The 24,411-nt window shown below is 65.9% G+C and carries 23 protein-coding genes and 1 tRNA gene; 5 read left to right on the plus strand and 19 right to left on the minus strand.

The features are described from left to right. Positions 1 to 169: 169 nt before the first annotated feature. On the minus strand, positions 170 to 1,588 hold the full coding sequence (locus QF031_RS13965; protein WP_307429180.1) for a PhoH family protein: 1,419 nt from the start codon (positions 1,586 to 1,588) through the stop codon (positions 170 to 172). Positions 1,589 to 1,827: 239 nt separating this feature from the next. Continuing rightward, positions 1,828 to 2,589: an isoprenyl transferase gene (locus QF031_RS13970; protein WP_307433367.1), complete on the minus strand. Its 762-nt coding sequence runs from the start codon at positions 2,587 to 2,589 to the stop codon at positions 1,828 to 1,830. Positions 2,590 to 2,737: 148 nt separating this feature from the next. On the opposite strand from QF031_RS13970, the gene trhA reads away from it, so the two are divergent. After that, a complete protein-coding gene (trhA, locus tag QF031_RS13975) occupies positions 2,738 to 3,478 on the plus strand; it encodes a PAQR family membrane homeostasis protein TrhA (RefSeq protein ID WP_307429183.1) in 741 nt (246 codons plus the stop codon). A 76-nt stretch (positions 3,479 to 3,554) separates the two neighbouring features. Here the strand turns inward: trhA and QF031_RS13980 are convergent, their stop codons facing one another. Together QF031_RS13980 and mca are read right to left on the minus strand one after the other, a co-directional pair. Further along, complete coding sequence (locus QF031_RS13980; protein ID WP_307429186.1) at positions 3,555 to 3,896, minus strand: hypothetical protein; 342 nt, start codon at positions 3,894 to 3,896, stop codon at positions 3,555 to 3,557. A 97-nt stretch (positions 3,897 to 3,993) separates the two neighbouring features. Further along, on the minus strand, positions 3,994 to 4,899 hold the full coding sequence (mca, locus tag QF031_RS13985) for a mycothiol conjugate amidase Mca (protein ID WP_307429190.1): 906 nt from the start codon (positions 4,897 to 4,899) through the stop codon (positions 3,994 to 3,996). 129 nt (positions 4,900 to 5,028) lie between these two features. Here mca and QF031_RS13990 point away from each other — a divergent pair, with 129 nt between their 5' ends. Together QF031_RS13990 and greA are read left to right on the plus strand one after the other, a co-directional pair. Then, entirely contained in the window at positions 5,029 to 5,487 is a 459-nt protein-coding gene (locus QF031_RS13990) for a DUF4307 domain-containing protein (RefSeq protein WP_307429194.1), read from the plus strand. A gap of 152 nt (positions 5,488 to 5,639) precedes the next feature. Continuing rightward, positions 5,640 to 6,134, plus strand: a complete 495-nt coding sequence (greA, locus tag QF031_RS13995) for a transcription elongation factor GreA (protein WP_307429196.1) — start codon at positions 5,640 to 5,642, stop codon at positions 6,132 to 6,134. A gap of 146 nt (positions 6,135 to 6,280) precedes the next feature. On the opposite strand, the gene QF031_RS14000 is transcribed toward greA, so the two are convergent. The 4 genes from QF031_RS14000 to QF031_RS14015 are packed head-to-tail and all read right to left on the minus strand — an operon-like array spanning position 6,281 to position 10,521. Next, positions 6,281 to 6,910 carry a rhomboid family intramembrane serine protease gene (locus tag QF031_RS14000; protein WP_307429199.1) on the minus strand — a complete coding sequence of 210 codons (630 nt, stop codon included), beginning with the start codon at positions 6,908 to 6,910 and terminating at the stop codon, positions 6,281 to 6,283. An 8-nt stretch (positions 6,911 to 6,918) separates the two neighbouring features. Continuing rightward, positions 6,919 to 8,157 carry a threonine ammonia-lyase gene (gene ilvA, locus QF031_RS14005; RefSeq protein WP_307429202.1) on the minus strand — a complete coding sequence of 413 codons (1,239 nt, stop codon included), beginning with the start codon at positions 8,155 to 8,157 and terminating at the stop codon, positions 6,919 to 6,921. 3 nt (positions 8,158 to 8,160) lie between these two features. Beyond that, a complete protein-coding gene (locus QF031_RS14010; RefSeq protein ID WP_307429205.1) occupies positions 8,161 to 9,507 on the minus strand; it encodes an AI-2E family transporter in 1,347 nt (448 codons plus the stop codon). Positions 9,508 to 9,558: 51 nt separating this feature from the next. Beyond that, a complete protein-coding gene (locus tag QF031_RS14015; RefSeq protein WP_307429209.1) occupies positions 9,559 to 10,521 on the minus strand; it encodes an aldose 1-epimerase family protein in 963 nt (320 codons plus the stop codon). 101 nt (positions 10,522 to 10,622) lie between these two features. On the opposite strand from QF031_RS14015, the gene galT reads away from it, so the two are divergent. After that, positions 10,623 to 11,780 carry a galactose-1-phosphate uridylyltransferase gene (gene galT / locus QF031_RS14020; protein ID WP_307429212.1) on the plus strand — a complete coding sequence of 386 codons (1,158 nt, stop codon included), beginning with the start codon at positions 10,623 to 10,625 and terminating at the stop codon, positions 11,778 to 11,780. A 2-nt stretch (positions 11,781 to 11,782) separates the two neighbouring features. Continuing rightward, complete coding sequence (gene galK / locus QF031_RS14025; RefSeq protein ID WP_307433370.1) at positions 11,783 to 12,964, plus strand: galactokinase; 1,182 nt, start codon at positions 11,783 to 11,785, stop codon at positions 12,962 to 12,964. Positions 12,965 to 13,062: 98 nt separating this feature from the next. On the opposite strand, the gene QF031_RS14030 is transcribed toward galK, so the two are convergent. The 11 genes from QF031_RS14030 to QF031_RS14080 form a co-directional block, all read right to left on the minus strand. Continuing rightward, complete coding sequence (locus QF031_RS14030) at positions 13,063 to 13,992, minus strand: Bax inhibitor-1/YccA family protein (protein ID WP_307429215.1); 930 nt, start codon at positions 13,990 to 13,992, stop codon at positions 13,063 to 13,065. A 149-nt stretch (positions 13,993 to 14,141) separates the two neighbouring features. Then, positions 14,142 to 14,855 carry an ABC transporter ATP-binding protein gene (locus QF031_RS14035; protein WP_307429218.1) on the minus strand — a complete coding sequence of 238 codons (714 nt, stop codon included), beginning with the start codon at positions 14,853 to 14,855 and terminating at the stop codon, positions 14,142 to 14,144. Next, positions 14,842 to 15,807 carry an ABC transporter ATP-binding protein gene (locus tag QF031_RS14040; protein ID WP_307429221.1) on the minus strand — a complete coding sequence of 322 codons (966 nt, stop codon included), beginning with the start codon at positions 15,805 to 15,807 and terminating at the stop codon, positions 14,842 to 14,844. Before QF031_RS14040 ends, QF031_RS14035 begins: the two co-directional genes overlap by 14 nt. Next, the gene (locus tag QF031_RS14045; protein ID WP_307429224.1) at positions 15,804 to 17,048 is read right to left on the minus strand and encodes a branched-chain amino acid ABC transporter permease; all 1,245 of its coding nucleotides are present in this window, start codon (positions 17,046 to 17,048) and stop codon (positions 15,804 to 15,806) included. The genes QF031_RS14040 and QF031_RS14045 overlap by 4 nt, the downstream gene beginning before the upstream one ends. After that, positions 17,045 to 18,052 (minus strand): branched-chain amino acid ABC transporter permease, encoded by a 1,008-nt coding sequence (locus QF031_RS14050; protein ID WP_307429226.1) that lies wholly within the window; start codon positions 18,050 to 18,052, stop codon positions 17,045 to 17,047. The genes QF031_RS14045 and QF031_RS14050 overlap by 4 nt, the downstream gene beginning before the upstream one ends. 151 nt (positions 18,053 to 18,203) lie before the next feature. Next, positions 18,204 to 19,436: a branched-chain amino acid ABC transporter substrate-binding protein gene (locus QF031_RS14055; RefSeq protein WP_307429228.1), complete on the minus strand. Its 1,233-nt coding sequence runs from the start codon at positions 19,434 to 19,436 to the stop codon at positions 18,204 to 18,206. 246 nt (positions 19,437 to 19,682) lie between these two features. After that, positions 19,683 to 19,756 (minus strand) — tRNA-Leu (locus QF031_RS14060). A 111-nt stretch (positions 19,757 to 19,867) separates the two neighbouring features. Next, positions 19,868 to 21,331 carry an NAD(P)/FAD-dependent oxidoreductase gene (locus QF031_RS14065; protein ID WP_307429232.1) on the minus strand — a complete coding sequence of 488 codons (1,464 nt, stop codon included), beginning with the start codon at positions 21,329 to 21,331 and terminating at the stop codon, positions 19,868 to 19,870. Positions 21,332 to 21,366: 35 nt separating this feature from the next. Beyond that, on the minus strand, positions 21,367 to 22,788 hold the full coding sequence (locus QF031_RS14070) for a S8 family serine peptidase (protein ID WP_307429235.1): 1,422 nt from the start codon (positions 22,786 to 22,788) through the stop codon (positions 21,367 to 21,369). A gap of 4 nt (positions 22,789 to 22,792) precedes the next feature. Further along, positions 22,793 to 23,740 carry a Ppx/GppA phosphatase family protein gene (locus QF031_RS14075; RefSeq protein WP_307429238.1) on the minus strand — a complete coding sequence of 316 codons (948 nt, stop codon included), beginning with the start codon at positions 23,738 to 23,740 and terminating at the stop codon, positions 22,793 to 22,795. Then, positions 23,737 to 24,408, minus strand: coding sequence for a DUF501 domain-containing protein (locus QF031_RS14080; protein ID WP_307429240.1), 672 nt, complete (start codon positions 24,406 to 24,408; stop codon positions 23,737 to 23,739). The genes QF031_RS14075 and QF031_RS14080 overlap by 4 nt, the downstream gene beginning before the upstream one ends. Positions 24,409 to 24,411: the final 3 nt, after the last annotated feature.

Here is a 24,411-nt window from a genome sequence, read left to right on the forward strand (position 1 = left end):
TCCCAAGGCTCGCAAGCTCGCCTCGGGGCCCTCGGAACGACGCTTACGGCGATGCGCTCCTACGAGAAGGGCCGCAACCCGGCTCGGGCGTGTGGCAGCCTTCCGGCAGCGTGCGTCAAAGGCGAGGAACGAGCCAGCACGCAGAGGAAGGGTGCCCCATGCACCCCCGTTAGCCCTCCAGGAGCTCCGTGACGAGGGCTGCGATGGGCGAGCGTTCGGAGCGGGTCAGGGTGACGTGGCCGAAGAGGGGGTGTCCTTTCAGGGTTTCGACGACGGCGGCGATTCCGTCGTGCCGTCCGACGCGGAGGTTGTCGCGTTGGGCGACGTCGTGGGTCAGGACGATCTTGGAATTCTGGCCGATGCGGCTCATGACGGTGAGCAGGACGTTCTTTTCGAGGGACTGGGCCTCGTCGACGATCACGAAAGCGTCGTGGAGGGAGCGTCCGCGGATGTGGGTCAGCGGCATGACCTCGAGCATGCCGCGGTCCATGACCTCTTCCACCACTTCCTGGCTGACCAGCGCGCCGAGGGTGTCAAAGACTGCCTGCGCCCAGGGGTTCATTTTCTCGGACTCGGAGCCCGGCAGGTAGCCGAGTTCCTGGCCGCCCACGGCGTAGAGGGGCCGGAAGACAATCACTTTGCGGTGTTCGCGGCGTTCCAGCACCGCTTCGAGGCCTGCGCAGAGGGCCAGCGCCGATTTGCCGGTGCCGGCGCGGCCTCCCATGGAAACGATGCCCACCGACGGATCCATCAGCAGGTCGATGGCCAGCCGCTGCTCGGCGGACCGGCCGTGGAGTCCGAACACGTCACGATCGCCCTTGACCAGGCGCACCTGCTTGTCGGAGCCCACCCGGCCGAGGGCTGAACCCCGGTTGGAGAGCAGCACGAGCCCGGTGTTGACGGGCAGTTCGGCTGCGGCGGGGATGAAGACGGGTTCGTGTCCGTAGAGGGTGGAGATCTCCTGCTCGTTTGCTTCGATTTCGGCGACGCCCGTCCAGCCGGAGTCTTTGACCAGTTCGTTGCGGTACTCATCAGCGGTCAGTCCCATGGCGGAGGCTTTGACCCGCATGGGGAGGTCCTTCGAGACAACGGTGACGGTGCGTCCCTCGTTGGCCAGGTTCTTGGCCACGGCGAGGATGCGGCTGTCGTTGTCACCGCTGCGGAAGCCCAGCGGCAGCACCTCGGCGGAGATGTGGTTGAGCTCCACCATGAGGGTGCCGCCCTCGTCGCCGATGGGCAGGGGCTGGTTCAGGCCGCCGTGTTTGACCCTAAGGTCGTCCAGGAGCCGCAGCGCCTTCCGGGCGAAGTAGCCGAGTTCGGGGTCGTGCCGCTTGGCTTCGAGTTCGGTGATCACGACGACGGGAACAACCACCTCGTGTTCGGCGAACCGCAGGAGTGCGCGGGGGTCGGAGAGCAGGACGGAGGTGTCGATGACGAACGTGTGGATGTCGGCTTCCCTTCCGGAAACAGCAAAACCGGCCGCAGCATCAGTTGCCGCACCGGTTTCAAAGGTGGTTCGCTCAACGCGAGAGGTAGCTTTCCCGCCCCGTCCAACAAGGACCTCGGGCAGTTGTTCAGAAGTAGCCACATCGACTCCAGCCCCGGGCGCCAGCCCGGAATTGTTATTGGTGAGGCGGCTCGGCCACGAGGCCGGGTCCGGCCTCCCATACAACCGGCGCGATGTTTCGCTCCATGTACTGGCCTCCCCGATCAGCCGGCGGTTTTGCCTGCTGATGGATATAACGTAAATCCACGGCAGCCCATTTCCGCAACTATTTGACGGCGATTTCTCCGGCGGATGTATGAACTCGTGATGAACCGGGGGTTTCAGGCGCCGAAGCGCCGCTGCCGCCCGGCGTAATCCCGCAGCGCGCGGAGGAAATCGACCTTGCGGAAGGCAGGCCAGAGGGCCTCGCAGAAGTAGAACTCGCTGTAGGCGCTCTGCCACATCAGGAACCCGGACAGCCGCTGCTCCCCCGACGTCCTGATCACAAGATCCGGGTCCGGCTGGCCCCGGGTGTACAGGAAGCGTGAGATGTCATCGACGCACAGGTCATCGGCAAGCTTGGAGATGTCCCTGCCCTTGGCGACTGCGTCGTGCAGGAGTTCGCGGACGGCGTCGACGATCTCCCGGCGGCCGCCGTAGCCAACCGCCACGTTGACGTGGATCTTCTCCCGGACGGGAGTCCGGGCCGTGAGCTTGTTGAGCCGCTCCGCAAGGTAGTCCGGAAGCAGCTCAGGGGCACCCATGGCATGGACGGAAATGTTTGCGTCCTCGTCCAGCCGGTCCAGGGTGTTGGCGATGATGCCCATCAGGAGGTCAAGTTCCTCGCTGGAGCGGTTCATGTTGTCCGTGGACAGCATGTACAGCGTCACTACTTTGACGCCAAGCTCCTGGCACCAGCCGAGGAATTCGTGGATCTTGTCAGCGCCGGCCTGGTGGCCCTGGCTGGTGGGGGCATTGAACTGCTTGGCCCAGCGGCGGTTGCCGTCCACCATGACGCCGATGTGCCGGGGAATGCGGTCCCGCGGGAGGTCCTTGAGGAGCCGGCGTTCGTAATAGCCATAGAGGAACCCGGGCAACTCCACGCGTCCACTCACCTGACTTTCCTGCCGTACCTACATCCACATCCTAGGCTACCGCCCGTGGAACCCCGGGACCCGCAGCACCGGAGGAGGGCTGTCCAGCAAATGTTACCGATGAGTAACTTACCCGTCCGTAAGTTATTCTGGTCCCATGAACAGCGACTCTCCCAAGGCCCCTGCGCCCCAGCCGGAGGACCGGAACGCCGGCGCAGAACCGGAACCCAGCGCTGTGGATGACGCCGCCGTCCGCCTCGCGGAACTCCTGATGATCAAACCGAAGTGGAGGGGCTGGATCCACACGGTTACGGCGCCGCTGGCCCTGGCCGCCGGCATCATCCTGGTGGCCCTTGCCCCCACCACGGACCGCAAAATCACCTCTGCTGTTTATGCCGCCACCGGCGTGCTGCTGTTCGGCGTCAGCGCCGTTTACCACCGCGGCAACTGGTCCCCCAAGGTCAAGCTCGTCCTCAAACGCCTGGACCACACCAACATCATGCTGGTGATCGCCGGCACCTACACGCCGCTCGCGTGGACGCTCCTGGAACGCCAGCAGGCGGTGGTGCTCCTATGGGTGATCTGGGCCGGAGCCATCCTTGGCGTGCTGTTCCGGCTGCTGTGGACGGACGCGCCCCGCTGGCTCTACGTGCCGATCTACATCGCGCTGGGCTGCGGCGCCCTCTTCTACCTGCCGCAGTTCTTCCAGGCCAGCATCCCGGCGGCTGTGCTGATCTGCGTGGGCGGTGTCCTCTACATCACGGGCGCAGTTTTCTACGCCTTGAAAAAGCCCAATTTCAGCTACCACCACTTCGGCTTCCACGAACTGTTTCACGCATTCACCGTGTTCGCCTTCGCCGCCCACTTCGCAGCGATCGCACTGGCGGTGCTTCCGTAGGGCCTGTCCTTTCCCAGTGACTGTCCTGTCCGAGGAACTGCCCTGTCCCAGGAACTGCACGTGGCCCGGAACGTACCTACTCGCGCGGCCGCGAAAGCCCGTCGACCGGGCCGTTTCCGTTCGAGTCGGGCGCTGCCGGCCGCGCGCCGCCGTCGAGCCCCTCCCGGGCGTCCTCAGCGTCAACGTCCGCAGCAGCAGCCGCCGCCATGCGCTCTTCCTCCACCTGGGCGCGGTAGCGCACCCTGCGGATCCGCCGCACCATGTCCACAATGAGCAGGGCTGTCGCCACCACAAAAAAGGCCGTCATGATGAAGCCCAGCAGGCCCGGCGTTACCTGGTCCTCGGAGATCCCGTCCCGGAGCGTCGGGCTGGGCATTGGGGTTGGCGTGGTGGCGAGGGCTAGGAGCAGAGAATGCACGGTGGATACCTTCTAGTGGAACGGATGCGGCAGGAAGCGGACGGACCGTGCCGTCACGGGCCTATTTTCTACGCGGGATAGAAGTTGCCTGCCCTGCCTATCTTAGCCCTGCGAACAGGTCCTTCTCGGGGAGTTCCGAGTGCACCCGCGAGTGGATCAGCGAATAGTCCTCCCACGGCCAGACACGGCGCTGCATGTCAGGGGAAACAGCGAAGAAGAAGCCGAGGGGGTCTACCTGGGTGCGGTGGGCGCGCAGCGCGTCGTCGCGCATCTCGAAAAAGTCGCCGCAATCGATCTGCGTGGTGGTGGGGTGCGCGGCGGGCGGCGGGGTGTGTCCTTCGGCGTCGGACTCAAGCCAGGCAGCCAGCCGCTCAGCGTAGGGGGACTGCAGCCCAGCCTCCTCGAGCGCAAAGTGCAGCGCCCGGAACCGCTCGGGACTGAAGGCACGGTCGTAGTAAAGCTTGCTGGGCTCCCAGGCCTCCCCCGCCTCCGGATAGCGGTCGGGATCACCCGCTGCTTCAAAGGCTTCAACGGCCACCCTGTGCGCCATGATGTGGTCAGGGTGCGGGTAGCCGCCGTTCTCGTCATAGCTGAGGATGACGTGCGGCTTGAAGGAACGCACCAGCCGTACCAGCGGCGCCGCAGCCTGGTGCAGCGGCAGGGTGGCGAAGGATCCGGCAGGTAGAGGCGGGAGCGGGTCACCTTCGGGCAGGCCGGAGTCAACGAAGCCGAGCCACCTCTGGCGGATGCCCAGGATGGCGGCAGCCTGCTGCATCTCGAGCCTGCGCGCGCCCGCCATGTCCCGCTTGGGGTGCGGTTCGCCTTCGACAGCAGGGTTCTGGATGTCTCCCCGGGACCCGTCCGTGCACGTTGCCACCAGGACGTCCACGCCGGCGGCCGCATACATGGCCATGGTCGCGGCGCCTTTGCTGGATTCGTCATCCGGGTGGGCGTGGACCGCGAGCAGCCGGAGCGGCACCTGGGAGTTGCTGGGGGCTGTCATGGAAGGGACGGCTCCTTATTCTTCTTTCGCGGCTTGTGGCAGCTTACGGATGGTGTTGGCGGGTACATTGCCTCGTTGGCAGTTGCAGCCCCCGCGGGGCGGCGGCGGAAAGGGCACTAAACTGGGCTGGTGACTTCCCCGGACCAGCCGGCCCAACCCGCGCCCGCAGACTCTAGCCTAGCCAATCGGTATGGCGCTAAAAAGCGCCGGCTTTCCCCCAGGGCCGCCCGGACGGCAATCGGAGCCGCACTGGCTGTGGGGATCGGGTTCCTTGCCTGGGTCACCACGTCCAACTCGCTTTCCGGTGTGACGTTCAAGGACGTTGGCTACAGCACCACTGATGCCACCCTCGCGGAGGTGGACTTCCAGGTCACCCGCGAACCGGCCAAGCCTGTCAAGTGTGCCGTCAAGGCGCTGGACTCCAAATTCGCGGTGGTGGGTTGGAAGGTGGTGGACATCCCGCCTACAGCGGCGGATGGAACGCCCGACGGCGGCAGGACAGTCGCCCAGCGCGTCACCTTGCGCACCGAGTCGGCATCCGTTTCCGGCGTGGTGGACAGCTGCTGGATTCCGGGCGGAGAGCCGTAAGCGGTGTGATCTGGAACGCTTCCCTTTTGGGTTATCTCCAGAGGATTGACTACAATGGAGAGATACCTTTACCCCGCTGAGCTGGTTACTGTTCCACAAGTGGCCACCGTGGCGGGGTCTTTTGCATTGTAGGACCACTAGAGGAGAAGTCCGTGTCTACCACCAACAGCGCATCTGCAGCCTGGCTGACCCAGGAAGCTTTTGACCGCCTGAAGGCAGAGCTGGACCACCTTTCCGGCGCAGGCCGGGCGGAGATCGTCCAGAAGATTGAAGCAGCGCGGCAAGAGGGGGACCTCAAGGAAAACGGGGGCTACCACGCGGCCAAGGAGGAACAGGGCAAGATCGAGGCCCGCATCCGCCAGCTGACGGTGCTGCTCCGCGACGCCCATGTAGGTGAGGCGCCTGCCGATGACGGCATCGTGGAGCCGGGCATGATCGTGGTCGCCAGGATCGCCGGTGATGAGGAAACCTTCCTGCTGGGGTCCCGTGAAATCGCAGGCGGCTCGGACCTGGATGTCTTCAGCGAGAAGTCACCCCTGGGTGCAGCCATCCTCGGCCATAAGGAGGGCGAGGCCCTCAGCTACGTCGCGCCCAACGGCAAGGACATCAAGGTGGAGATCCTCTCCGCCAAGCCCTACACCGGCTAATTCGCAGCTCTGCCCCGCGCGGAAGCAGGGCGGAAGGGCAGCGGTATGGAGCAGAAAGCCATTCGGGCTGCAGAGCGGCGGCCGTCCCCAATGGGGACGGCCGCCGCTCTTTTTACTGCTGGTGACGCCGCTTTCAGGACCTGTGATCAGAGCCCGCGTAAAACGGCCGGAGTGCGCGGACGCAGCAGCACTGCCGCCACCACTCCTCCGGCCGCACCGCCAAGGTGCGCCTGCCAGCTGACATACCCGGCCACGAAGGGCAGGGCGCCCAGCAGGATGCTCCCGTAGCCCATGAAGAGAATCACCGCGAGCAGGATCTGCCGCCAGCTGCGGTTGAAGAACCCGCGGACCAGGAGGAACGCGAACAGCCCGAAAACCAGGCCGGAGGCGCCCACCGTGACACCGTTCCCGATGAGCCAGACTGTCAGTCCGCTGCCCAGCCAGCTGAAGGCCAGGGCCGTGAGGAAGACACGCAGCCCGGAGAGGAACACCAGGAAGCCGAAGATCACCAGGGGCAGGCTGTTGGACAACAGATGGTTCAGGTTCGCGTGCAGGAGCGGGAAGGTGAAGATGTCCAGCAGCCCGTCGGCACTCCTCGGCCGCAGGCCGAAGGTGCGGGTAAGGGCGCCCATCATCAGCGTGTTCACCAATTCGATCGCGAACAGCAAGGCCACGAAACCGCCCAGCACCACCAGCCCGCCCTTGGCGCGGGACGCGATGGTCTGCCGTTCGGGGCTGCGTCCGCTGCCCGTGAGTCCGTTACCCAGTCCCGCCATGGCCGCTCCTAATGCACAACGATTGGTTGGAAGCCCTCGGCCCGCAGTGCGCTGAGGACCTGCTCCCCATGCTGGTGGCCCTTGGTTTCCAGGTTCACGGTGATGGAGACGTCACCCATGCTGATGGACCCTCCCACTCTGGTGTGGTCAAGGCCGGTGACGTTGGCATCGTTTTCGGCGATGATGCGGGCGATGGTTGCCAGCGAGCCCGGGCGGTCGTCGAGCATCATTCGGACCGTCATGTAGCGGCCGGCGGCGGAGAGGCCGCGCTGGATGACCTTGAGCATCAGCATGGGGTCGATGTTTCCGCCGGAGAGCACGGCCACTGTGGTCCCGGGGTTCTCGATCTTGCCGTCCATGAGGGCTGCGACGCCCACCGCACCGGCGGGCTCCACCACCATCTTGGCCCGTTCCAGCAGGAAGATCAGGGCCCGGGCCAGGGAGTCTTCGCTGACAGTGACCACGTCGTCCACCAGTTCCCGGATGATGCTGAAGGGCAGCTGCCCGGGCCGTCCCACGGCAATGCCGTCCGCCATGGTGGACACCTTTTTGAGCGGCACCAGCGCATCTGCGGCGAGCGAGGGCGGGTAGGCTGCGGCGTTCTCCGCCTGGACACCGATGATCCGGATCTCCCTGCCAAGTTCGCGGGCGCGGGCCTTGATGGCGACGGCGACTCCAGCGAGGAGGCCGCCGCCGCCCACGCCCATGAGCACGGTGTCCACGTTGGGGACCTGCTCCAGGATTTCCAGGCCCACGGTCCCCTGTCCTGCCACCACGTCCACGTTGTCGAACGGATGCACGAACACCATGCCGGTCTCGTTGCTGTACCGCTGGGCTTCGGCGAGCGCCTCGTCCACGTTGTGGCCGTGCAGGATCACCTCAGCACCGTGGCTGCGGGTGGCGGCGAGCTTGGGCAGGGCTACGCCCAGGGGCATGTAGATGCGGGCCTTGATGCCAAGGCTTTTGGCAGCGACTGCAACGCCCTGGGCATGGTTGCCGGCGGAGGCTGCCACCACACCGCGCTTCTTCTCGTCAGGTGAGAGCCGCGCCATCCGGACGTAGGCCCCGCGGACCTTGAACGATCCGGCACGCTGCAGGTTCTCGCATTTGAAGTAGACGTCCCCGCCCACCATGCTGCCGAGCGCACGGGAAGATTCCACGGGTGTGCGCGCGATAATCCCATCAAGCAGCTTCTGCGCCTCAAGGACATCGTCCAGTGTGACGGGAAGGGTTTCAAGGATCTTCACGGACTACTCTCCTCTGGGTTCTGCCCCGGAGCCCTCCCGGGAGGAGGTACGGGCATCACGGTGTTCGGCTGGGGTGCGGGTCGCCGTGCCCCTCCCTGCGTCAGATGCAGCCGGCGGTTCAACGTCCTCGATGGTGTTGTCCCCGCCCGCTCCGGCCGTGATGGGCTTCCCGGCGATAACCGGCACCTGTTCATGTTCCCACGTTCTGGCGGCGATGTAGCGAACGGCCGAGTTTGCTACGGCCAGGATGGGCACGGAGAACAGGGCTCCGGGGATGCCCGCGAGGTAGGAGCCGGCCGCAACACTGAGGATCACGGCTACGGGATGGAGTGACACTGCCTTGCCCATGACCAGGGGCTGCAGGATGTGGCCTTCTAGCTGCTGGACCAGCAGGACGACCGCCAGCATGATGAGGGCGTTGACGGGGCCGTTGGCCACCAGTGCCAGGAGGACGGCAACCACGCCGGTCACCAGGGCGCCTACCACCGGGATGAACGAGCCGAGGAAGACCAGGACGGCCAGGGGAAGCGCCAGCGGGACGCCGAGGATGGCGGCGCCCACGCCGATGCCGAGGGCGTCGACGGCCGCGACAAACATCTGGATGCGCGCGTAACTGACCATGGACGCCCAGCCCTTGCGGCCGGCACCGAAGGTGGCGTGCCGGGCTTTCCGGGGAAGCATCCTGACGAGGAACGCCCAGATCCGGTCTCCCTCCAGGAGGAAGAAGATCAGGATGAACAGCGCGAGGAGCATGCCCGCCGCGAAATGTCCGGCGGTACTGCCGAAGGACAGTGCACCACTGACGATGCTGCTGCTGTTGTTCTGCAGCGCGTCAGTGGCTTCCTTCACGTACTGGTCGATTTGGGTGGCGGTAAGGTGCAGCGGGCCCGCGGACAGCCAGTCCTGGACCTGCCGAACGCCCTCGAGCGCCTGGGAATAGAGCTCGCTGAAACCGGCCACGAGCTGCCTGCCCACCAGGGCCAGCGCACCCGCAATGAGGCCGATGAAACCAAGGACCGTGACGGCGACGGCAAGGCCCGCGGGCAGGCCGTGCCGCTTCAGCCATGCCGTCACCGGGCTGAGGAGTCCGGCGAGGAGGGCCGCCACCATGATGGGGATGATCAGCAAGGTGATGTGGCTGAGCAGCCACACCAGCGTCCCGGCCATCAGGAGGATCAGGCCCAGGCGCCACGACCAGGAAGCCGCGATCCGGATTCCGTAGGGAATGTCCCTGTCCAGTTCGCGGTCCGCCAGGACTCGCAGGGGCGCAGCCGGGACGGCGGCCGGGGCTGGAGCCGGATGGGCGGGCACGGGATGGGCAACGGTAACGTCGTCCTCTTTTGGCGTCATATCCCCATACTTCCCCAGCCGCGGCCCAATGCAAACCACCGGCCTGGCAAACTACCGGCCGGTTCCGCCCGGCGTGTAATCGATACCCCATTCCATGCTGAATGACTCCCCCGGGGGCAGCCAGCGGAGGCCGTCACCGGAGTTGAACGCATTGGCCGGCCCTGTCATCGGCTCCACGGCCACCGCGCGGGTCCGTCCCGGGTACAGCGTGCTCACATAGACGTGGACGTAGCGGCAGGCTTCGTCCTGCCAGAGCGAAACCTGGCTGCCGTCGGCCGTGGCCAGGGTGTGCCGGGCCCTCCCGGCCTCGTAACGCAGATCCGTCAGGGCGACGTCCACTGCCATGTCCGCAATGTGCCGGCCGGAACGGAAGTCAACGTCCCCGTCGACAGGGGCGGAACTGCGTGGAATCAAACGCTCGTCGGCCACCAGCCGGGTGTCGGCGGCAACGGTCAGCTGCAGTTCTTCCACGGGGGTGTCACCAACGCGCAGGTAGGGATGGGCGCCCAGGACAAAGGGGGCAGCGGCAGCAGAATCATTGGTGAGGGTTTGCCGGACGTGCAGTCCCAGGTCTTCCGAAAGCTGATACTCCACGCGGTGCCGCACCAGGAACGGGTAGCCGTGCTGCGGAAAGACAACGCCCTCCAGTGCTACAGCGTGCCGGGACTCCCCTACCAGGGCGTAGCCGGTGTTACGCAGCAGGCCGTGGCTTGCATTGTTGCGGGACACCTCGGTGATATCCAGTTGCTGCTTCCTGCCGTCCAGGAACCACTGGCCGTCCTCCACCCTGTTGGCCCAGGGCGCCAGGGTGATGCCGGCACCGCCGGGGGCAATCTCATCATCGCCGTAGGTCTCGGTCAGCAGGACCCCGCCCCGGGTGAACGAGCGGAGCCCGGCGGCGAGCTCGGTAACCACGGCCACGGCGTCGCCGCGCCGCAGCTCGTATTGGCGGCCGGTGGCGCAGGTACGGCTGGCGGCAGGTGCGTTAATTCCCTGTTCGGAAGAGGCTGTCATGGGCCTACCGTACAACGGCCTCAGCGGGTCTTCGCACAGGCCGCGCTGTTACTTTTTGTTCTTAACTATTCATTCTTGATCGTTTGTGCCAGACTTTTTGCATGACAGGGATTACAAGCACCACGCTCTCCGACGGCCGGGAGCTGGTCTACTTCGACGATGCCGGCACCAACACCTCGCGCGCAGGACATCTCACCGTCGACCACCGCGGGCTGCCCCCGCGGGGTGAACCGGGCGAGGTCCGTTTCGACGCGTTGACTGACGAATGGGTGGCGATCGCCGCCCACCGCCAGGCCCGCACCCACCTGCCGCCGGCAGACCAGTGCCCCATTTGTCCCACCACCCCCGGCAACGCCACCGAAATTCCCGCCGCCGATTACGACGTCGTGGTGTTCGAAAACCGGTTCCCCTCCCTGGGCCCGGCCCTGGGACCGGTGCCGGAGGGCGCCGCCTGGGGAACGAAAGGCCCGGCCTACGGCCGCTGCGAAGTGGTTTCCTTCACCCCCGAGCACACCGGATCCTTCAGCGGCCTGACGCAGGAGCGCTCCCGGACCGTGGTCGAAGCGTGGTCGCAGCGCACTGCCGCCCTGAGTGCCATGTCCGGCATCAAGCAGGTCTTCCCGTTCGAAAACCGGGGCGCGGACATCGGTGTGACACTGCACCATCCGCACGGGCAGATCTATGCCTACCCCTACGTCACCCCGCGCGCAGGCGTCTTGGGCGCAGCCGCCCGGAAGTACTACGACGCACAGGACGGCAGGGACACCCTCACCGGTTCGCTGCTGCGCGCGGAACGGGAAGACGGCAGCAGGATGGTCCTGGAGGGCAAGCACTTCAGCGCCTACGTGCCGTTCGCTGCCCGCTGGCCCCTGGAAATCCACCTGGTGCCGCACCGCCACGTTGCCGACCTGGCCGCGCTGGGCGGGGAGGAAAAAGATGAGCTGGCACAGGTCTACCTTGACCTGCTCAAGCGCGTCGACGCGCTGTATCCCACGCCGACGCCCTACATCTCCGCCTGGCACCAGGCACCGCTGGACAACCTGCTCCGGCCGGCCGGCTACCTTCACCTCCAGCTGACCTCCCCCCGCCGGGCCGCCGATAAGCTGAAGTACCTGGCCGGGTCGGAGGCAGCCATGGGCGCCTTCATCAATGACACCACGCCAGAAGTTGTGGCGGAGCGGCTGCGCAATGTTGCCGTCCCGCCGTCGTCCACGCCTGTTGCCGCCATGGCGGCCACCCCGGAAGGAGCCTCCGCATGAGCATGCAGAACCAGGACCAGGCCAGCGCAGCCCCTGCCGCCCCTGCGGACCTCAGCGCACGCTTTGAGCAGGAGTTCGGCATCGCCCCCGACGGCGTATGGCAGGCACCGGGGCGGGTGAACCTGATCGGCGAACACACGGACTACAACGAAGGCTTCGTCCTGCCTTTCGCCATTGACCGCACGGCCCGCGTTGCCGTCGCCGCCCGCCGGGACGCCACTGTACGGCTGCTGTCAACCTACGGCGACCAGGGCGTGGTCACCACCGCGCTCGAGTCTCTGCAGCCCGGAGCTGCCAAAGGCTGGACGAAGTACCCCCTCGGCGTCATGTGGGCCCTCCGGGAACGCGGCGTCAACGTCCCCGGACTTGATCTGCTCCTGGACTCGGACGTGCCGCTGGGTGCCGGCCTGTCGTCGTCGCACGCGATCGAATGCGCCGTCATCACTGCCCTGAACGACCTCACGGGGGCCGGGCTGGAGGCCCAGGACATGGTGCTGGCAACCCAGCGGGCGGAAAACGACTTTGTCGGCGCGCCCACCGGAATCATGGACCAGTCCGCGTCGCTGCGCGGCTCGAAAGGCCACGCGGTCTTCCTGGACTGCCGGGACCAGGCGGCGCGCCTCGTTCCCTTCGAAACCGAGCCCGCGGGCCTGGTGCTCCTGGTGATCGACACCAAGGTCTCGCACTCCCATTCGGACGGCGGCTACGCCTCCCGCCGGGCGTCCTGCGAGCTGGGGGCCGAGGTGCTGGGGGTCAAGGCGCTGCGGGACGTCGAGGTGGCGGACCTTGAGGAAGCCAGCGGCCTGCTGGACGAGGTCACCTTCCGGCGGGTACGGCACGTGGTCACCGAGAACGACCGCGTGCTCCAGGCCGTGGAGCTGCTGGCCGGCCCCGGTCCCGGCGCCATCGGTCCCCTGCTGGACGCCAGCCATGCCTCCATGCGCGACGACTTCGAGATCTCGTGCCCCGAGCTGGACCTGGCCGTGGATACCTCCCGCGCCAACGGGGCCATCGGTGCCCGCATGACCGGCGGCGGGTTCGGCGGAGCAGCCATCGCTCTGACCCCAGTGGACGCGGAACAAAAGGTGCGGGCCGCCGTCGTGAAGGCTTTTGCCGACGCCGGCTTTGCGGCGCCGGACATCTTCACGGTCTCCCCCGCGGCCGGAGCCATGCGGATCGCCTAGGCAGCAGCGGCGACGCGCGTACTTAACGGCCGTGGGCCCCACCAGTTTGGTGGGGCCCACGGTTGTTTGGTTTACGACGGCGGAAGCCGGCTGGGTGCCTAGTCGTCGCCGCGCAGGATGGCCAGCAGGCGGATGATCTCCACGTAGAGCCACACGAGGGTGACGGTCAGACCGAATGCCGCCGTCCACGAGAAGCGCTGCGGGGCTCCGCTGCGGACGCCCTCCTCAATGCTGGTGAAGTCCATGATCAGCGAGAAGGCGGCCAGGCCGATGGCCAGCAGGCCGATGAAGACGCCCAGCGGGATGCCAAAGATCTCGAAAGAGGTGCGCAGGCCGAACGGGCTCTGCACGGCGCCGGTCCACATCATGACCATGTTGATGAGCGCGAACACGGCGTAGCCGATAAGGGCGATCATAAAGAACCGCATTGCCTTCGGGGTGGCCCGGACCTTGCCGCTCTTGAAGAGGACCAGGGTCACGGCAAACACCGAGAGCGTGCCGATCACGGCCTGCAGCCCGACGCCGGGGAACATGCCGTCCAGGATCCGGGTCAGGCCGCCGAGGAAGAGACCTTCCAAAGCTGCGTAGGCCAGGATCAGTGCCGGCGAGGGCTGCTTCTTGAACGTGTTCACGAGGGCCAGCACGAAGCCGCCCAGGGCTCCTACGATCATCAGCATGGAGGCCAGGCCCTGCGCCACCACCAGGGTGACCGCGGCGCCGGCAATCACCGCACCGAGGCACGCCGCGGTCTTCATGATGACGTCGTCGAACGTCATCCGGCCCGTGTCGGCGGGGCCAGCCGACGGCTGGCTGTACATCTGGCGGAGCTGTTCGTCAGTCATGCCCTGGGGCTGCGTGCCCCAGCCCTGCTGGCCGTAGGGTGCCTGGCCGCCGTAGGGCTGCTGCTGGCCGTAGGGTGCCTGGCCGCCGTAGGGCTGCTGGCCGTAGGGAGCCTGCGGGACAGGCGGTGCCTGGGTGGCTCCACGGAAACTCTTTCCGTTGAAGATCGGGTTGCCGCCAAGTGCCATTGCAGTGTTCCTCCATGTGTGGGTGGGTGATGAGCTTGTTGTTACGCTACCAATTCCCACGCGGGGGCCGCCGGGAAAGTTCCCAAGGGGCCCAGTTGCAACCGAACCGTGACCGTTGCGTCCCTGGACGCACCGGGCCCCACCGGGAACTACCCCACGCCCAGGTAGGCCTCCTTGACGGTGGGATCTTCCAACAGTTCCTTGCCTGTGCCGCTGTGGGTGATCTCCCCCGTCTCCAGCACAAAGGCGCGGTGCGCCCCGGCCAGCGCCTGGTTGGCGTTCTGCTCCACCACCAGCACCGTGGTGCCCTGGTTGTTGATTTCCTTGATGATCTTGAAGATCTGGCGAATGAACTGTGGCGCCAGGCCCATGGACGGCTCGTCCAGCAGCAGGAGCTTGGGGTTGGACATGAGAGCCCGGCCGATGGCCAGCATCTGCTGCTCACCGCCGGACATCGTGCCGCCAAACTGTTTCTCCCGCTCCTTCAGCCGCGGAAACAGGTCGAAGACGCGGTCCAGGTCCTTCGCTACGCCGCTTCTGTCCTTGCGTCCAAAGGTTCCCATGTCCAGGTTTTCCATGACAGTCATGCCAGGGAAGATGCCGCGCCCTTCCGGTGCCTGCGAAATCCCGTGGACCACCCGGATATGGGCCTTCATTTTCGTGATGTCCTGGCCGGCAAAGGTGATCCTGCCCTCGGTGCAGTTCAGCAGCCCGGAAATGGTGCGCATGGTGGTGGTCTTGCCGGCACCGTTGGCACCGATCAGCGCCACCACTTCGCCTTCCTCTACCGTGAAGGAAATGTCCCGCAGGGCCTGGATGCGGCCATAGTGGACGGATACGCCCTCAAGCTCAAGCAACGTCATCTTCAGGCTCTCCTAGGTAGGCGGCAATGACGCGGGGGTCCTCGCGGATCTCGCGCGGCAGTCCGTCCGCGATCTTTTTCCCAAACTCCAGCACGACAATCCGGTCTGTCACACCCATCACGAGCTTCATGTCGTGCTCAATCAGCAGCACGGTGTAACCCTCGTCCCTGATGGTGCGGATCAGGGCCATCAGTTCTTCCTTCTCTGCCGGGTTGAACCCGGCAGCCGGCTCGTCAAGGCACAGCACCTTGGGGTCGGTGGCAAGTGCACGTGCGATTTCGAGCCTGCGCTGGTAACCGTACGGCAGCTGCCGGGACAGGACATGGGCATGGCTGCCGATGCCCACGAAGTCCAGGAGGGCCATACCGCGCTCGATGGCCGATTTTTCCTCCTTGATGTGGGTAGGAAGGCGCAGCAATGCCCCACCAACGCTGGTGCGGTGCCGCGCGTCCAGGCCCACCACCACGTTCTCCAGAGCTGTCATTTCACCGAACAGGCGGATGTTCTGGAACGTGCGCGACAGGCCCAGGCGGGTGATCTTGTGCTGCTTGATGCCGTTCAGGACCTGGCCTTCCAGGACCACTTTGCCGCTGGTGGGCTTGTAGACGCCGGTCATCGCGTTGAAGCAGGTGGTCTTGCCGGCGCCGTTGGGTCCAATAAGTCCCAGGATCTCGCCCCGCCTGATGTTGAAGCTGATGTTGTCCAGCGCCAACAGGCCACCGAATTTGATGGTCAGGTTCTGCACCTCGACGATGTTGTCGCCCACCTTGACCGCGATGTCGCGGTCGGGCGCCACTTTCTCCGCCAGTTCCTGGTCAACCCCTGCCTCGGCCAGGGCATCCATGTCGATGTCCGGCGCGACGGGGGCCGTGGCGCTTTCCTGGGCCGCGCCGTCGTGTTCCGGCTGCTCGTCAACGCTGCTGGAGCCGGCGTGCCTTTCCTCGGAGCTCATGCCTCCGCTCCTCTCTGGCCAACGGCGCGGGCATCGGGGCCCGCCGGGTTGTCCGTGTCGTTGGGTTTGATGGCGTCACGGCTGGTGACCTTGTTCAGTGCCGTCCGGCCGTAGGCGAGCAGCCGCTGACGTGCCGGGAGCAGGCCTTGGGAACGGAAGATCATGATCAGCACCAGCGCGATCCCGAAGATCAGGTATTTGTACTCGGCGATGGCCGTGAACCGGAGCGGGATGTAGCTCACCAGGGCCCCGCCCAGGATGGCGCCCACCTTGTTGCCTGCACCGCCGAGCACGACGGCGGCGAGGAACAGGATGGATGTGGTGACGTCGAATTTCTGGTTGTTGACGAAGCCCACCTGGCCGGCGAACAGGGCGCCGGAAAGGCCGCCGACGGCAGCACCGATGGCGAAGGCCCACACCTTGTACTTGAAGGTGGGAACACCCATGATTTCCGCGGCGTCCTCATCTTCACGGATGGCGATCCAGGCGCGGCCCACCCGGCTCCGTTCCAGGTTGCCTACCAGCAGGGTGACGATGATGATGATGGTCAAGGTCAGCCAGTACCAGGGCACACCGTTTGAGTTGGAGAAAATGGGCTGGCCGTCAGCCCCGTCACCCGGCGGATGGCCGACGTTCTGGAAGCCCACCTGGCCCTTCATGGCCGGGATGATCGTGGCCAGGATGCGGATGATCTCGCCGAAGCCGAGCGTCACGATGGCGAGGTAGTCGCCCCTGAGCCGGAGTGTGGGCACGCCCAGCATGACGCCAAAGAACATGGTGACGGCCATGGCCACAGGAAGCGTCCACAGATAAGGGATGTGCAGGTACGGCGAATCCGGGCTGGTCAGCATGGCGGCAACGTACGAACCCACCGCGAAGAAGGCGACGTAGCCCAGGTCCAGCAGGCCGGCGTACCCCACCACGATGTTGAGGCCGACGGCGATCAGAGCAAACCGCGCCATGTCGAAACACGCCAGGGCGAAGTTGTTGCCGGGTTCGGTTGTGATGATGGGTGGGTTGATCAACGGCAGCAGGTAGGCCAGGACCACCACGATGACCAGGAATGCCCACTGCTGTTGGCGGGACAGGGCGTGCCAGCGGTCGGAGAAGTAGCCGGGCTTGCGTTTACCCTGCTGCCGGAGCGCGCTCCTGCCCGGAGCTTTGGCCGAGGCTTCGCGGTCCTCTGCTGCCTGTTCCGCGGCGACTGTCGGTAGCGGCGTGGGGCCGTCCGTCATACTCATGCTTTGCTCCTTCCAAGGGAGGTGCCCAGGATGCCTTCGGGCCGCAGCAGCAGCACGAGCACGAGCACCACGAACGCCACGACGTCGGTCCACTGTGAGTTGCCCAGCAGGATCTGGCCGTAGTTGCCGATCAGGCCGAGCAGCAGGCCGCCCAGCAGGGCGCCGCGGACGTTGCCGATGCCGCCGAGCACGGCGGCTGCGAACGCCTTGATGCCAAGGACGAACCCACCGCTGTACTGGACACCGGACGGGATCTTCATGACGTAGAACAAGGCGGCGGCTCCTGCGAGCAGGCCTCCGATGACGAAGGTGGTAATAATGATGCGCTCTTTGTTGACGCCCATCAATGTGGCCGTGTCAGGATCCTGCGCCACGGCGCGGATTCCGCGGCCGGTCCGCGACTTGCTGATGAACCTGTCAATGCCCACCATCATGATCACGGCCGCGATGATGATCACCAGCTGCTGGGAGTCGACGATGGTGCCGAAGACATCGAAGATAGGTGTGGGCCGGAACATGGTCAGTGCAAGTTCGGGGCTTGGGCCGCGCCACAGGTAGATCAGGTACTGGATGGTGAAGGAAGCACCGATGGCGGTGATCAGGAAGACCAGGCGCGGGGCGTTCCGCTTCCGGAGGGGCTTATAGGCGATCCGTTCCAGCAGGAAGGCCGTCACAGCCGAGGCAACCATGGCCAGGACCAGCGCCAGCAGCAGGTTCAGAATAATGGCCCAGATATCGAGGCGCGGAACGGATGGTCCGAAGCCAAGGGTGCTGAGGGTGAAGAAGACGGCGTAGCAGCCGACGATGAAGACTTCCGAGTGGGCGAAGTTGATGAGGTTCAGTACGCCGTAGACCAGCGTGTAGCCCAGCGCTACGAGCGCGTAGATGGCTCCGAACGTGAGGCCGTCAAAGGTGGCGCTCCAGAAGTTCTGCGCCAGGGACGGAACATCAAAGGAAATCCAGTCGTTTTCCGTCGGGAGTAGTGGGACAAGAGAGGGAAGCATGGGAACGTCCTGATCCAGTTGCACGCGGCCTTGTGGGCCCGGCCGTGGGACTTGTGTCTAGTGACCTGGGTGGTCATGGGTTGCTGCCGAGCGAAGAAAAGGCTGTGGGGGCCGCAACTGCTGGCCCCCACAGCCGATTTCCTGCCGGTTGCTACTCCCCGATGGGGCCGACGGGGACGATCTTCCCGTTTTCCACCTTGTAGCCGTAAACGGTCGGGGCCTGGAGTTCGCCCTTGGCGTCCCACTTGTAGTGCTTGCTCAGGCCGTCCTTGTCATACGCCTTGACCCAGGCCAGCAGGTCCGCACGGCTTTGCTTGCCTGCGTCGATGCCGGAGAGGAGGACGGTGGCTGCGTCGTAGCCTTCGATGGAGTACGTTCCGGGTTCTGCGCCCTTGGAGATGTCCTTGTAGGCCGTGGCGAAGTCGGGAATCAGTTCACCGGGGATGCAGGGGCAGGTGAAGTAGGCGTTGTTCGAGGCGTCGCCTGCCTGCTTGATGAACTGGTCGTCCTTCACGCCATCCGGGGCCACGAACGTTCCGGTGAAGCCCTTTCCAACCAGCTGCTGGTCAAACGGGGCGCCCTCGGCGTAGTAGCCGGCGTAGAACACGGCGTCAGCCTTGGCGTTCATGATCTTGGAGATGACTGCCGAGAAATCCTTCTGCCCCGTGGTCACCTTTTCCGTCCCGGCCAGGGCGCTGCCCAGTCCGGCGGAGGTGGAGGTTCCCAGGCCAATGCCGTAGTCGGAGTCGTCCTGGACCAGGTACACCTTCTTGGCGCCGAGCTTTCCGGTGAGGAACTTGGCGGCTGCCGGACCCTGGACGGCGTCATTGCCGAGGCCCCGGAAGAAGGTAGTCCAGCCGTTCTCGGTGAGGGTGGGGTTGGTGGCCGACGGGGTGATGTGGACCAGGCCCTTTTGCTCGAAGATGTTGCCGGTCGCCTTGGATTCACCGGAGAACGGGAGCCCGACAACACCCACGATATCCGGCTCGCTTACCAGCTGGGTGACAGGGCCGGTGGCCTTGTTGGGATCACCTTCGGTATCGAACTTCTTGAACTGGACCTGGCAGCCGGGGTTGGCCTTGTTGTGCTGGTCGATGGCCAGCTGGATGCCGTTGAAGATGTTGACGCCGAGCTGGGCGTTGGGGCCGGTCTGGGCGCCGGCGTAGGCCAGCGTGGTGGTCGAGGGGCAGGTGGCCTTGCCGTCGCCGGCAGGCTTCACGGCTCCGGACGGGACATCCACTTTCGAAATGGCGGGGATGTTCACCTTGCTGGACGAGCCCGAGCTTTCGGTGGTGCCGGGGCCCGCCTGGTTGGCACAGGCCGACAGCAGCATGCTGAATGTGGCTGCTGCTGCCAACGAGGTGAGGACTTTCTTTCGGTACATGTGTCTGCCTTCCGAAACAGGGCCATGCGATGCGCAAACGGATCAATGGGGCGCCGCGGCACCCGGAATTGGACCAGGTATTCCTGATTTAGCTTCAAGCTAGTGCATAGACGGCAGCGAAGCTAAGTGACAGAGGTCACAGCCTTATAACAGTCGTTGCCTATGTGGAATTAAATGTGGAAAGCCGCCTGCATCGCAGGCGGCTTCCTCATGACAGGTGCTGATGGCACCGGTCGGGGACAGTTGTACCCCAGGTGGGACTCGAACCCACAACACGCGGATTTTAAGTCCGCTGCCTCTGCCAATTGGGCTACTGGGGCGCCGGGTCAATGGTACCTGCCAGGGGCGCCTTGGCTGGAACGCCGACGGCGGCCGGCCCCGGGAAGGGGACGGCCGCCGTCGGACGCTGTGAAGCGTGGTGGAAAAACGCGCTACTTGGCGTTGGCCGACACGGTTTCCTTGGGAGCGGCGGCAGCGGTGGAACCGGAGCCGGCGGGGACGGCCGCGGGTGCAGCTGCAGGCTTCGGCGCCGGGGTGGCTGCCGAGACAAAAGCGCCGCGGGGGTTGTCCAGGTCCATCAGCTGGGTGGTGTCGCGGCCTGCGAAGAAGCCGATGATCCAGTTCAGGATGACGCGGAACTTGCGCTCCACCGTGGGCATGGCCATGCCGTGGTAGCCGCGGTGGGCCAGCCAGGCCGGCGCTCCCTTGAGGCCGATGCGGCCCAGGAGGTTGATATTGGCAACGCCCTTCCACTGGCCGAAGCCGGCCACGGCACCGAGGTTCTTGTGCTTGTAGTCGGTCAGCGGCTTGTCCCAGCGCGAAGCCCACAGGTTCTTGGCGAGGCGCTTGGCCTGGCGCAGGGCGTGCTGGGCGTTGGGCACGCAGGTGCCGTCAGGCAGGCCCTTGCCGGTGAGGTCCGGAACAGCGGCGATGTCACCGGCTGCCCAGGCGTTCTCCACGATGCCTTCGTCGCCGGAGATGCGCAGGTCCGGAAGGACGCGCACGCGGCCGCGGGGCTCGAGCGGGAAGTCGGTGGAGCGGACCATGGGGTTGGCCTGCACGCCGGCAGTCCACACCAGGGTGTCCGCCTCGAATTCCTGGGCGGGAGTCTTGTCCGGAAGGTTGATCAGCTTCAGGGTGCCTTCGGCGCTGTCCAGCGAGGTGTTCAGGAGAACCTCGATGCCGCGGCTGCGGAGGTGCTCAACCACCCAGTCGGCCTGCTGGGCCGTGACCTCGGGCATGATGCGGCCCATGGCCTCGACCAGGACGAAGCGGACTTCCTCCTGCTTGATGCGGGGGTTGTTGCGGACTGCGGCGCGGGCGAGGTCTTCCATCTCGGTGATGCACTCGATGCCGGCGAAGCCGCCGCCGACCACCACGAAGGTGAGGGCCCGGGCGCGTGCCGTGGGGTCCGTCATGGTGGAGGCAACCTCGATGCGTTCGAGCAGCTTGTTGCGCAGCGCAACGGCTTCCTCGATGGTCTTCAGGCCGATGCCGTTGTCCGCCAAGCCCTTGATGGGGAACGTGCGGGTGATGGCGCCTGCAGCGAGCACCACGTCGAAGTAGGGCACCTCAAAGTTGTCGCCGCCATCGGCGGGAGCCACTACAGCGGTGCGGTTGACGTGGTCGATCGAGGTAACGCGGCCCTGGATCAGTTCAGTCTGCTTGAGGTGCTGGCGGTGTGATACCACCGCGTGGCGGGCTTCGATGTTGCCGCCGGCCACCTCGGGGAGGAAGGGCTGGTAGGTCATGTAGGGCAGGGGATCAACGACCGTGACGATGCCACCGGCATTCGCGATCTTCTTCTGCAGTTTCAGTGCTACGTACAGGCCGACGTACCCGCCGCCGACGACGAGTACCCTGGGACGGTCCTGGAGCTGTGGGGTGGTTGCCATGGTTTCAAGGATAGCGCAGTTTGTGAAAATCTTCACTAACTTGAAGGGTGGTCCGTAACGTGGGAATTCCGGTGCGGATGCAGCTTTTCGAGCCCTCCTGTGTCTGGTTCTTCAAGGGCAGGCGCAGGGTTGCGCGCAGCCCTGCGGAGTTGGATGGCAGCTGCCGCGATGATTGCCACGAACAGGGCAGCAAAACCGATCACGACGGCGGCGCCGATGGCACTGTCCCGCTGGGACGGCGCCTTGGCCGCGGGAACGGTTGCTTCGGGCAGCGTGGGTGCCGCGCTGGGCACTGAGGTGGCGGTTGGCAGCGGCGTTGCGGGAGCTGCGTTTCCCCGCCTGTGCACGCGGATCCATTCGGCGATGGTGCCCAGCGGATTGGCTGTGGCTTCCGGAACCTCCGCCTTGAGTGCGGCCTCGGCGTCCAAAATGCCGTAGCCGTACAGCGGGTCCTTGCCCGGGGCCCCGGCGTCCTTCGCCGTGGTGATGATCCTGTTGATCACTTGCTCAGCAGTCATGCCCGGCCACTTGGACCGGATCAGGGCGGCCACGCCGGCAACGATGGGGGTGGAGCCGGAGGTTCCGGCCCACTCAGCGTATCCCCCGCCCGGGAGGCCGCCCAGGAGGTTCTCGGCAGGCGCGGCAACACCGATGCTGATCCCCTGTGAAGAAGCGTCAACGCTGGCCACGTTCCTGCGGTCCAGCCCGGCGACGGTGAGGACGCCCGGGATGGTGGCGGGAGCTCCCACCTGGGTGTTGCCGCCCACCCGGTTGCCGGCCGCCGCAACAATGACCACGTCTTTTTGCTCTGCGTAGAGAAAAGCGGCGTCCCAGCTTTGCGGCCACTGCGGCGTTGTGCTGCCCAGCGAAATGTTGATTACCTTGGCGCCGTTGTCCACCGCCCAGCGGACCGCCTCCGGGATCTGGTCCTGATCGCTTTTTCCCGACGGGTTGGGCGAGCCAAGCCAGGTGGAGACCGAAAGGAGCTGGGCTTCCGGCGCCACCCCCATGATGCCGTCCGGCGGTATGCCCGCCGGGCCGGGACTTGGACTGGGGCTGGCACTGGGGCTGGGGCTGGCGGGCTGGTGGCCGCGGCCGGCCAGCATGGTGGCTACCAGGGTGCCGTGTTCGGGCTTGGAGCCAACGCTTTTCTGGCCGTCGGGCCGGCCGGAACCGGAGGCGTCGTAGCCGCCGACGACGGCTCCTTTGAGGTCCGGGTGCTGGACGTCGATGCCGCTGTCGATGACGGCTACCTTCACGCCGGCGCCCTTGGAGACTTCCCAGGCCTTGGTGATGCCGGAATCAGCCAGCCAGTATTCCTTGTCGCGCCATTCATCAGCCTTGGCGGAGGGTGCTGTGAAGAGGCCCGCGCAAAGGCAGCACGCTGCCAGGAGGACGGCAACCAGGGCCGCCGCCACCCGGGGCATCAAGGGAGCGGAATTCGTAGTGGAACGCATGGGACTACCCGATACTCAGGGCGATGCCGTCGAGGATGTCGTGCTCGCTGGCGGTGGCGGCGGTAATCCTCCCGCCGGTCAACTCCCCCATCCGTTCCAGGATCCGGCGCCACACCAGTCCCCCGGCGCCGATCACGTCCACGCGTCCGGGGTGCATGTAGGGCAGCGCCGCGCGGCGGGCACGGGTCATGGTGAGCAGGTCCGTGGCGGCGGCGCGGACCTCCGCGATGGGCAGCACCGTGCCGTGGATGGCGTCGGGCGAATATTCCGGCAGGCGCAGGGCATGGGCCGTGATGGTGGTGACAGACCCGGCAACACCGACGACGGCAGTGGCATGTTCCAGCGGCACGTCGCCTCCGGCGCGGGCTATGGCGGCGTCAACGTCGGCTTCGGCGGCCGCGACCTGTTCGGGGGTGGGGGGATCGTCACGCAGGTGCCGTTCGGTCAGGCGCACGCAGCCGATGTCGACGGACTTGGCGGCGGTCACGCCCGCAGCAGTGCCCAGGACGAACTCGGTGCTTCCCCCGCCGAGATCCACAACCAGCACCTGGTGGCCATCGAGGATGGGCAGGACGCTGCTGGCCCCGGCAAAGGACAGCGCGGCTTCCTCGTCCCCGGAGATGACTTCCGGTTCCACGCCCAGCAGGTCCCGGATTCCATCCACGAAGACGTCCCGGTTGCGTGCGTCGCGGCTGGCGGAGGTTGCCACGAAGCGGATCCGCTCCGCACCGTGCTCCTTGATCAGGCGGGCGTAGTCAGCGGTCGCGGCGAAGGTCCGTTCCAGTGCTGCCGGTGCAAGTTCGCCGGTGGCGTCCACACCCTGGCCCAGCCGGACCACGCGCATCTCCCGGACGACGTCCGTCAGCGCCGCAGTGCCGTTGCTGCGGTCGATGTCTGCGATCAGGAGCCGGATGGAGTTGGTGCCGCAATCGATGGCGGCCACGCGGGTCATTCGGCGGCCCCTGCTGATCCGGCAGACTTCCGTACGGGGGCTGGGCGGCCCACGATGTCGGGCAGGCCCTGTGGCCCGTGCCGGCTGAGGTCCCTGGACGGTGCCTCGCCGGTGGTGTCCCAGGCGCCGTCGCAGTAGCACTTGTCCGCCGTCCACCACTCGCTGATCATTCCGATCGCCTGGTCGCCCAGGGGGTTCACGCCGCTGCCCGCTGCGAGCGAGTGGCCCACCAGGACATGCAGACACTTAACGCGGGTGGGCATACCTCCGGCGGAGACGCCGTCGATCTCCGGCACCGGCCCGATGCCCGAACGCTGCCCGATGGCGTCGCGGGCGGCCAGGTACTCCTGGTGCGCCGCCCGGTAGGCAGCGGCAAGCCCGGCGTCTCCGGCCAGCTGTTCGTTCATGCTGTTCATGACCCCTGCCGCCTCGAGCTTGGAAACCGCAGAGGTGATCACCGGGTGCGTCAGGTAAAAGGTGGTGGGAAACGGGGTGCCGTTGCTGAGGCGGGGCGCGGTGGCCGCAACCAGTGGATTTCCGCAGACGCAGCGGGCCGGAATCTCCACGACGTCGCGGACGGGACGTCCCAGCTGCCTGCTCAGTACTTCAAGGTCGTGTGCTGTCGGTTGGCGGGATTCCTCCCGGGCGGCTGCCGTGTTGTGTTCCACTGT

Origin of the sequence: Pseudarthrobacter defluvii (assembly GCF_030816725.1) — a bacterium.
GTDB classification, from domain to species: Bacteria; Actinomycetota; Actinomycetes; order Actinomycetales; family Micrococcaceae; genus Arthrobacter; species Arthrobacter defluvii_A.

What these genes read in the sequence shown, in the direction of transcription:
- trhA (WP_307429183.1), top strand. Translation starts at nt 2,738, where the DNA reads ATGAACAGCGACTCTCCCAAGGCCCCTGCGCCCCAGCCGGAGGACCGG.
- mca (WP_307429190.1), bottom strand. Translation starts at nt 4,899, where the DNA reads ATGACAGCCCCCAGCAACTCCCAGGTGCCGCTCCGGCTGCTCGCGGTC.
- QF031_RS14000 (WP_307429199.1), bottom strand. Translation starts at nt 6,910, where the DNA reads ATGGCGGGACTGGGTAACGGACTCACGGGCAGCGGACGCAGCCCCGAA.
- QF031_RS14010 (WP_307429205.1), bottom strand. Translation starts at nt 9,507, where the DNA reads ATGACGCCAAAAGAGGACGACGTTACCGTTGCCCATCCCGTGCCCGCC.
- QF031_RS14015 (WP_307429209.1), bottom strand. Translation starts at nt 10,521, where the DNA reads ATGACAGCCTCTTCCGAACAGGGAATTAACGCACCTGCCGCCAGCCGT.
- galT (WP_307429212.1), top strand. Translation starts at nt 10,623, where the DNA reads ATGACAGGGATTACAAGCACCACGCTCTCCGACGGCCGGGAGCTGGTC.
- galK (WP_307433370.1), top strand. Translation starts at nt 11,783, where the DNA reads ATGCAGAACCAGGACCAGGCCAGCGCAGCCCCTGCCGCCCCTGCGGAC.
- QF031_RS14030 (WP_307429215.1), bottom strand. Translation starts at nt 13,992, where the DNA reads ATGGCACTTGGCGGCAACCCGATCTTCAACGGAAAGAGTTTCCGTGGA.
- QF031_RS14035 (WP_307429218.1), bottom strand. Translation starts at nt 14,855, where the DNA reads ATGACGTTGCTTGAGCTTGAGGGCGTATCCGTCCACTATGGCCGCATC.
- QF031_RS14040 (WP_307429221.1), bottom strand. Translation starts at nt 15,807, where the DNA reads ATGAGCTCCGAGGAAAGGCACGCCGGCTCCAGCAGCGTTGACGAGCAG.
- QF031_RS14045 (WP_307429224.1), bottom strand. Translation starts at nt 17,048, where the DNA reads ATGAGTATGACGGACGGCCCCACGCCGCTACCGACAGTCGCCGCGGAA.
- QF031_RS14050 (WP_307429226.1), bottom strand. Translation starts at nt 18,052, where the DNA reads ATGCTTCCCTCTCTTGTCCCACTACTCCCGACGGAAAACGACTGGATT.
- QF031_RS14055 (WP_307429228.1), bottom strand. Translation starts at nt 19,436, where the DNA reads ATGTACCGAAAGAAAGTCCTCACCTCGTTGGCAGCAGCAGCCACATTC.
- QF031_RS14065 (WP_307429232.1), bottom strand. Translation starts at nt 21,331, where the DNA reads ATGGCAACCACCCCACAGCTCCAGGACCGTCCCAGGGTACTCGTCGTC.
- QF031_RS14070 (WP_307429235.1), bottom strand. Translation starts at nt 22,788, where the DNA reads ATGCGTTCCACTACGAATTCCGCTCCCTTGATGCCCCGGGTGGCGGCG.
- QF031_RS14075 (WP_307429238.1), bottom strand. Translation starts at nt 23,740, where the DNA reads ATGACCCGCGTGGCCGCCATCGATTGCGGCACCAACTCCATCCGGCTC.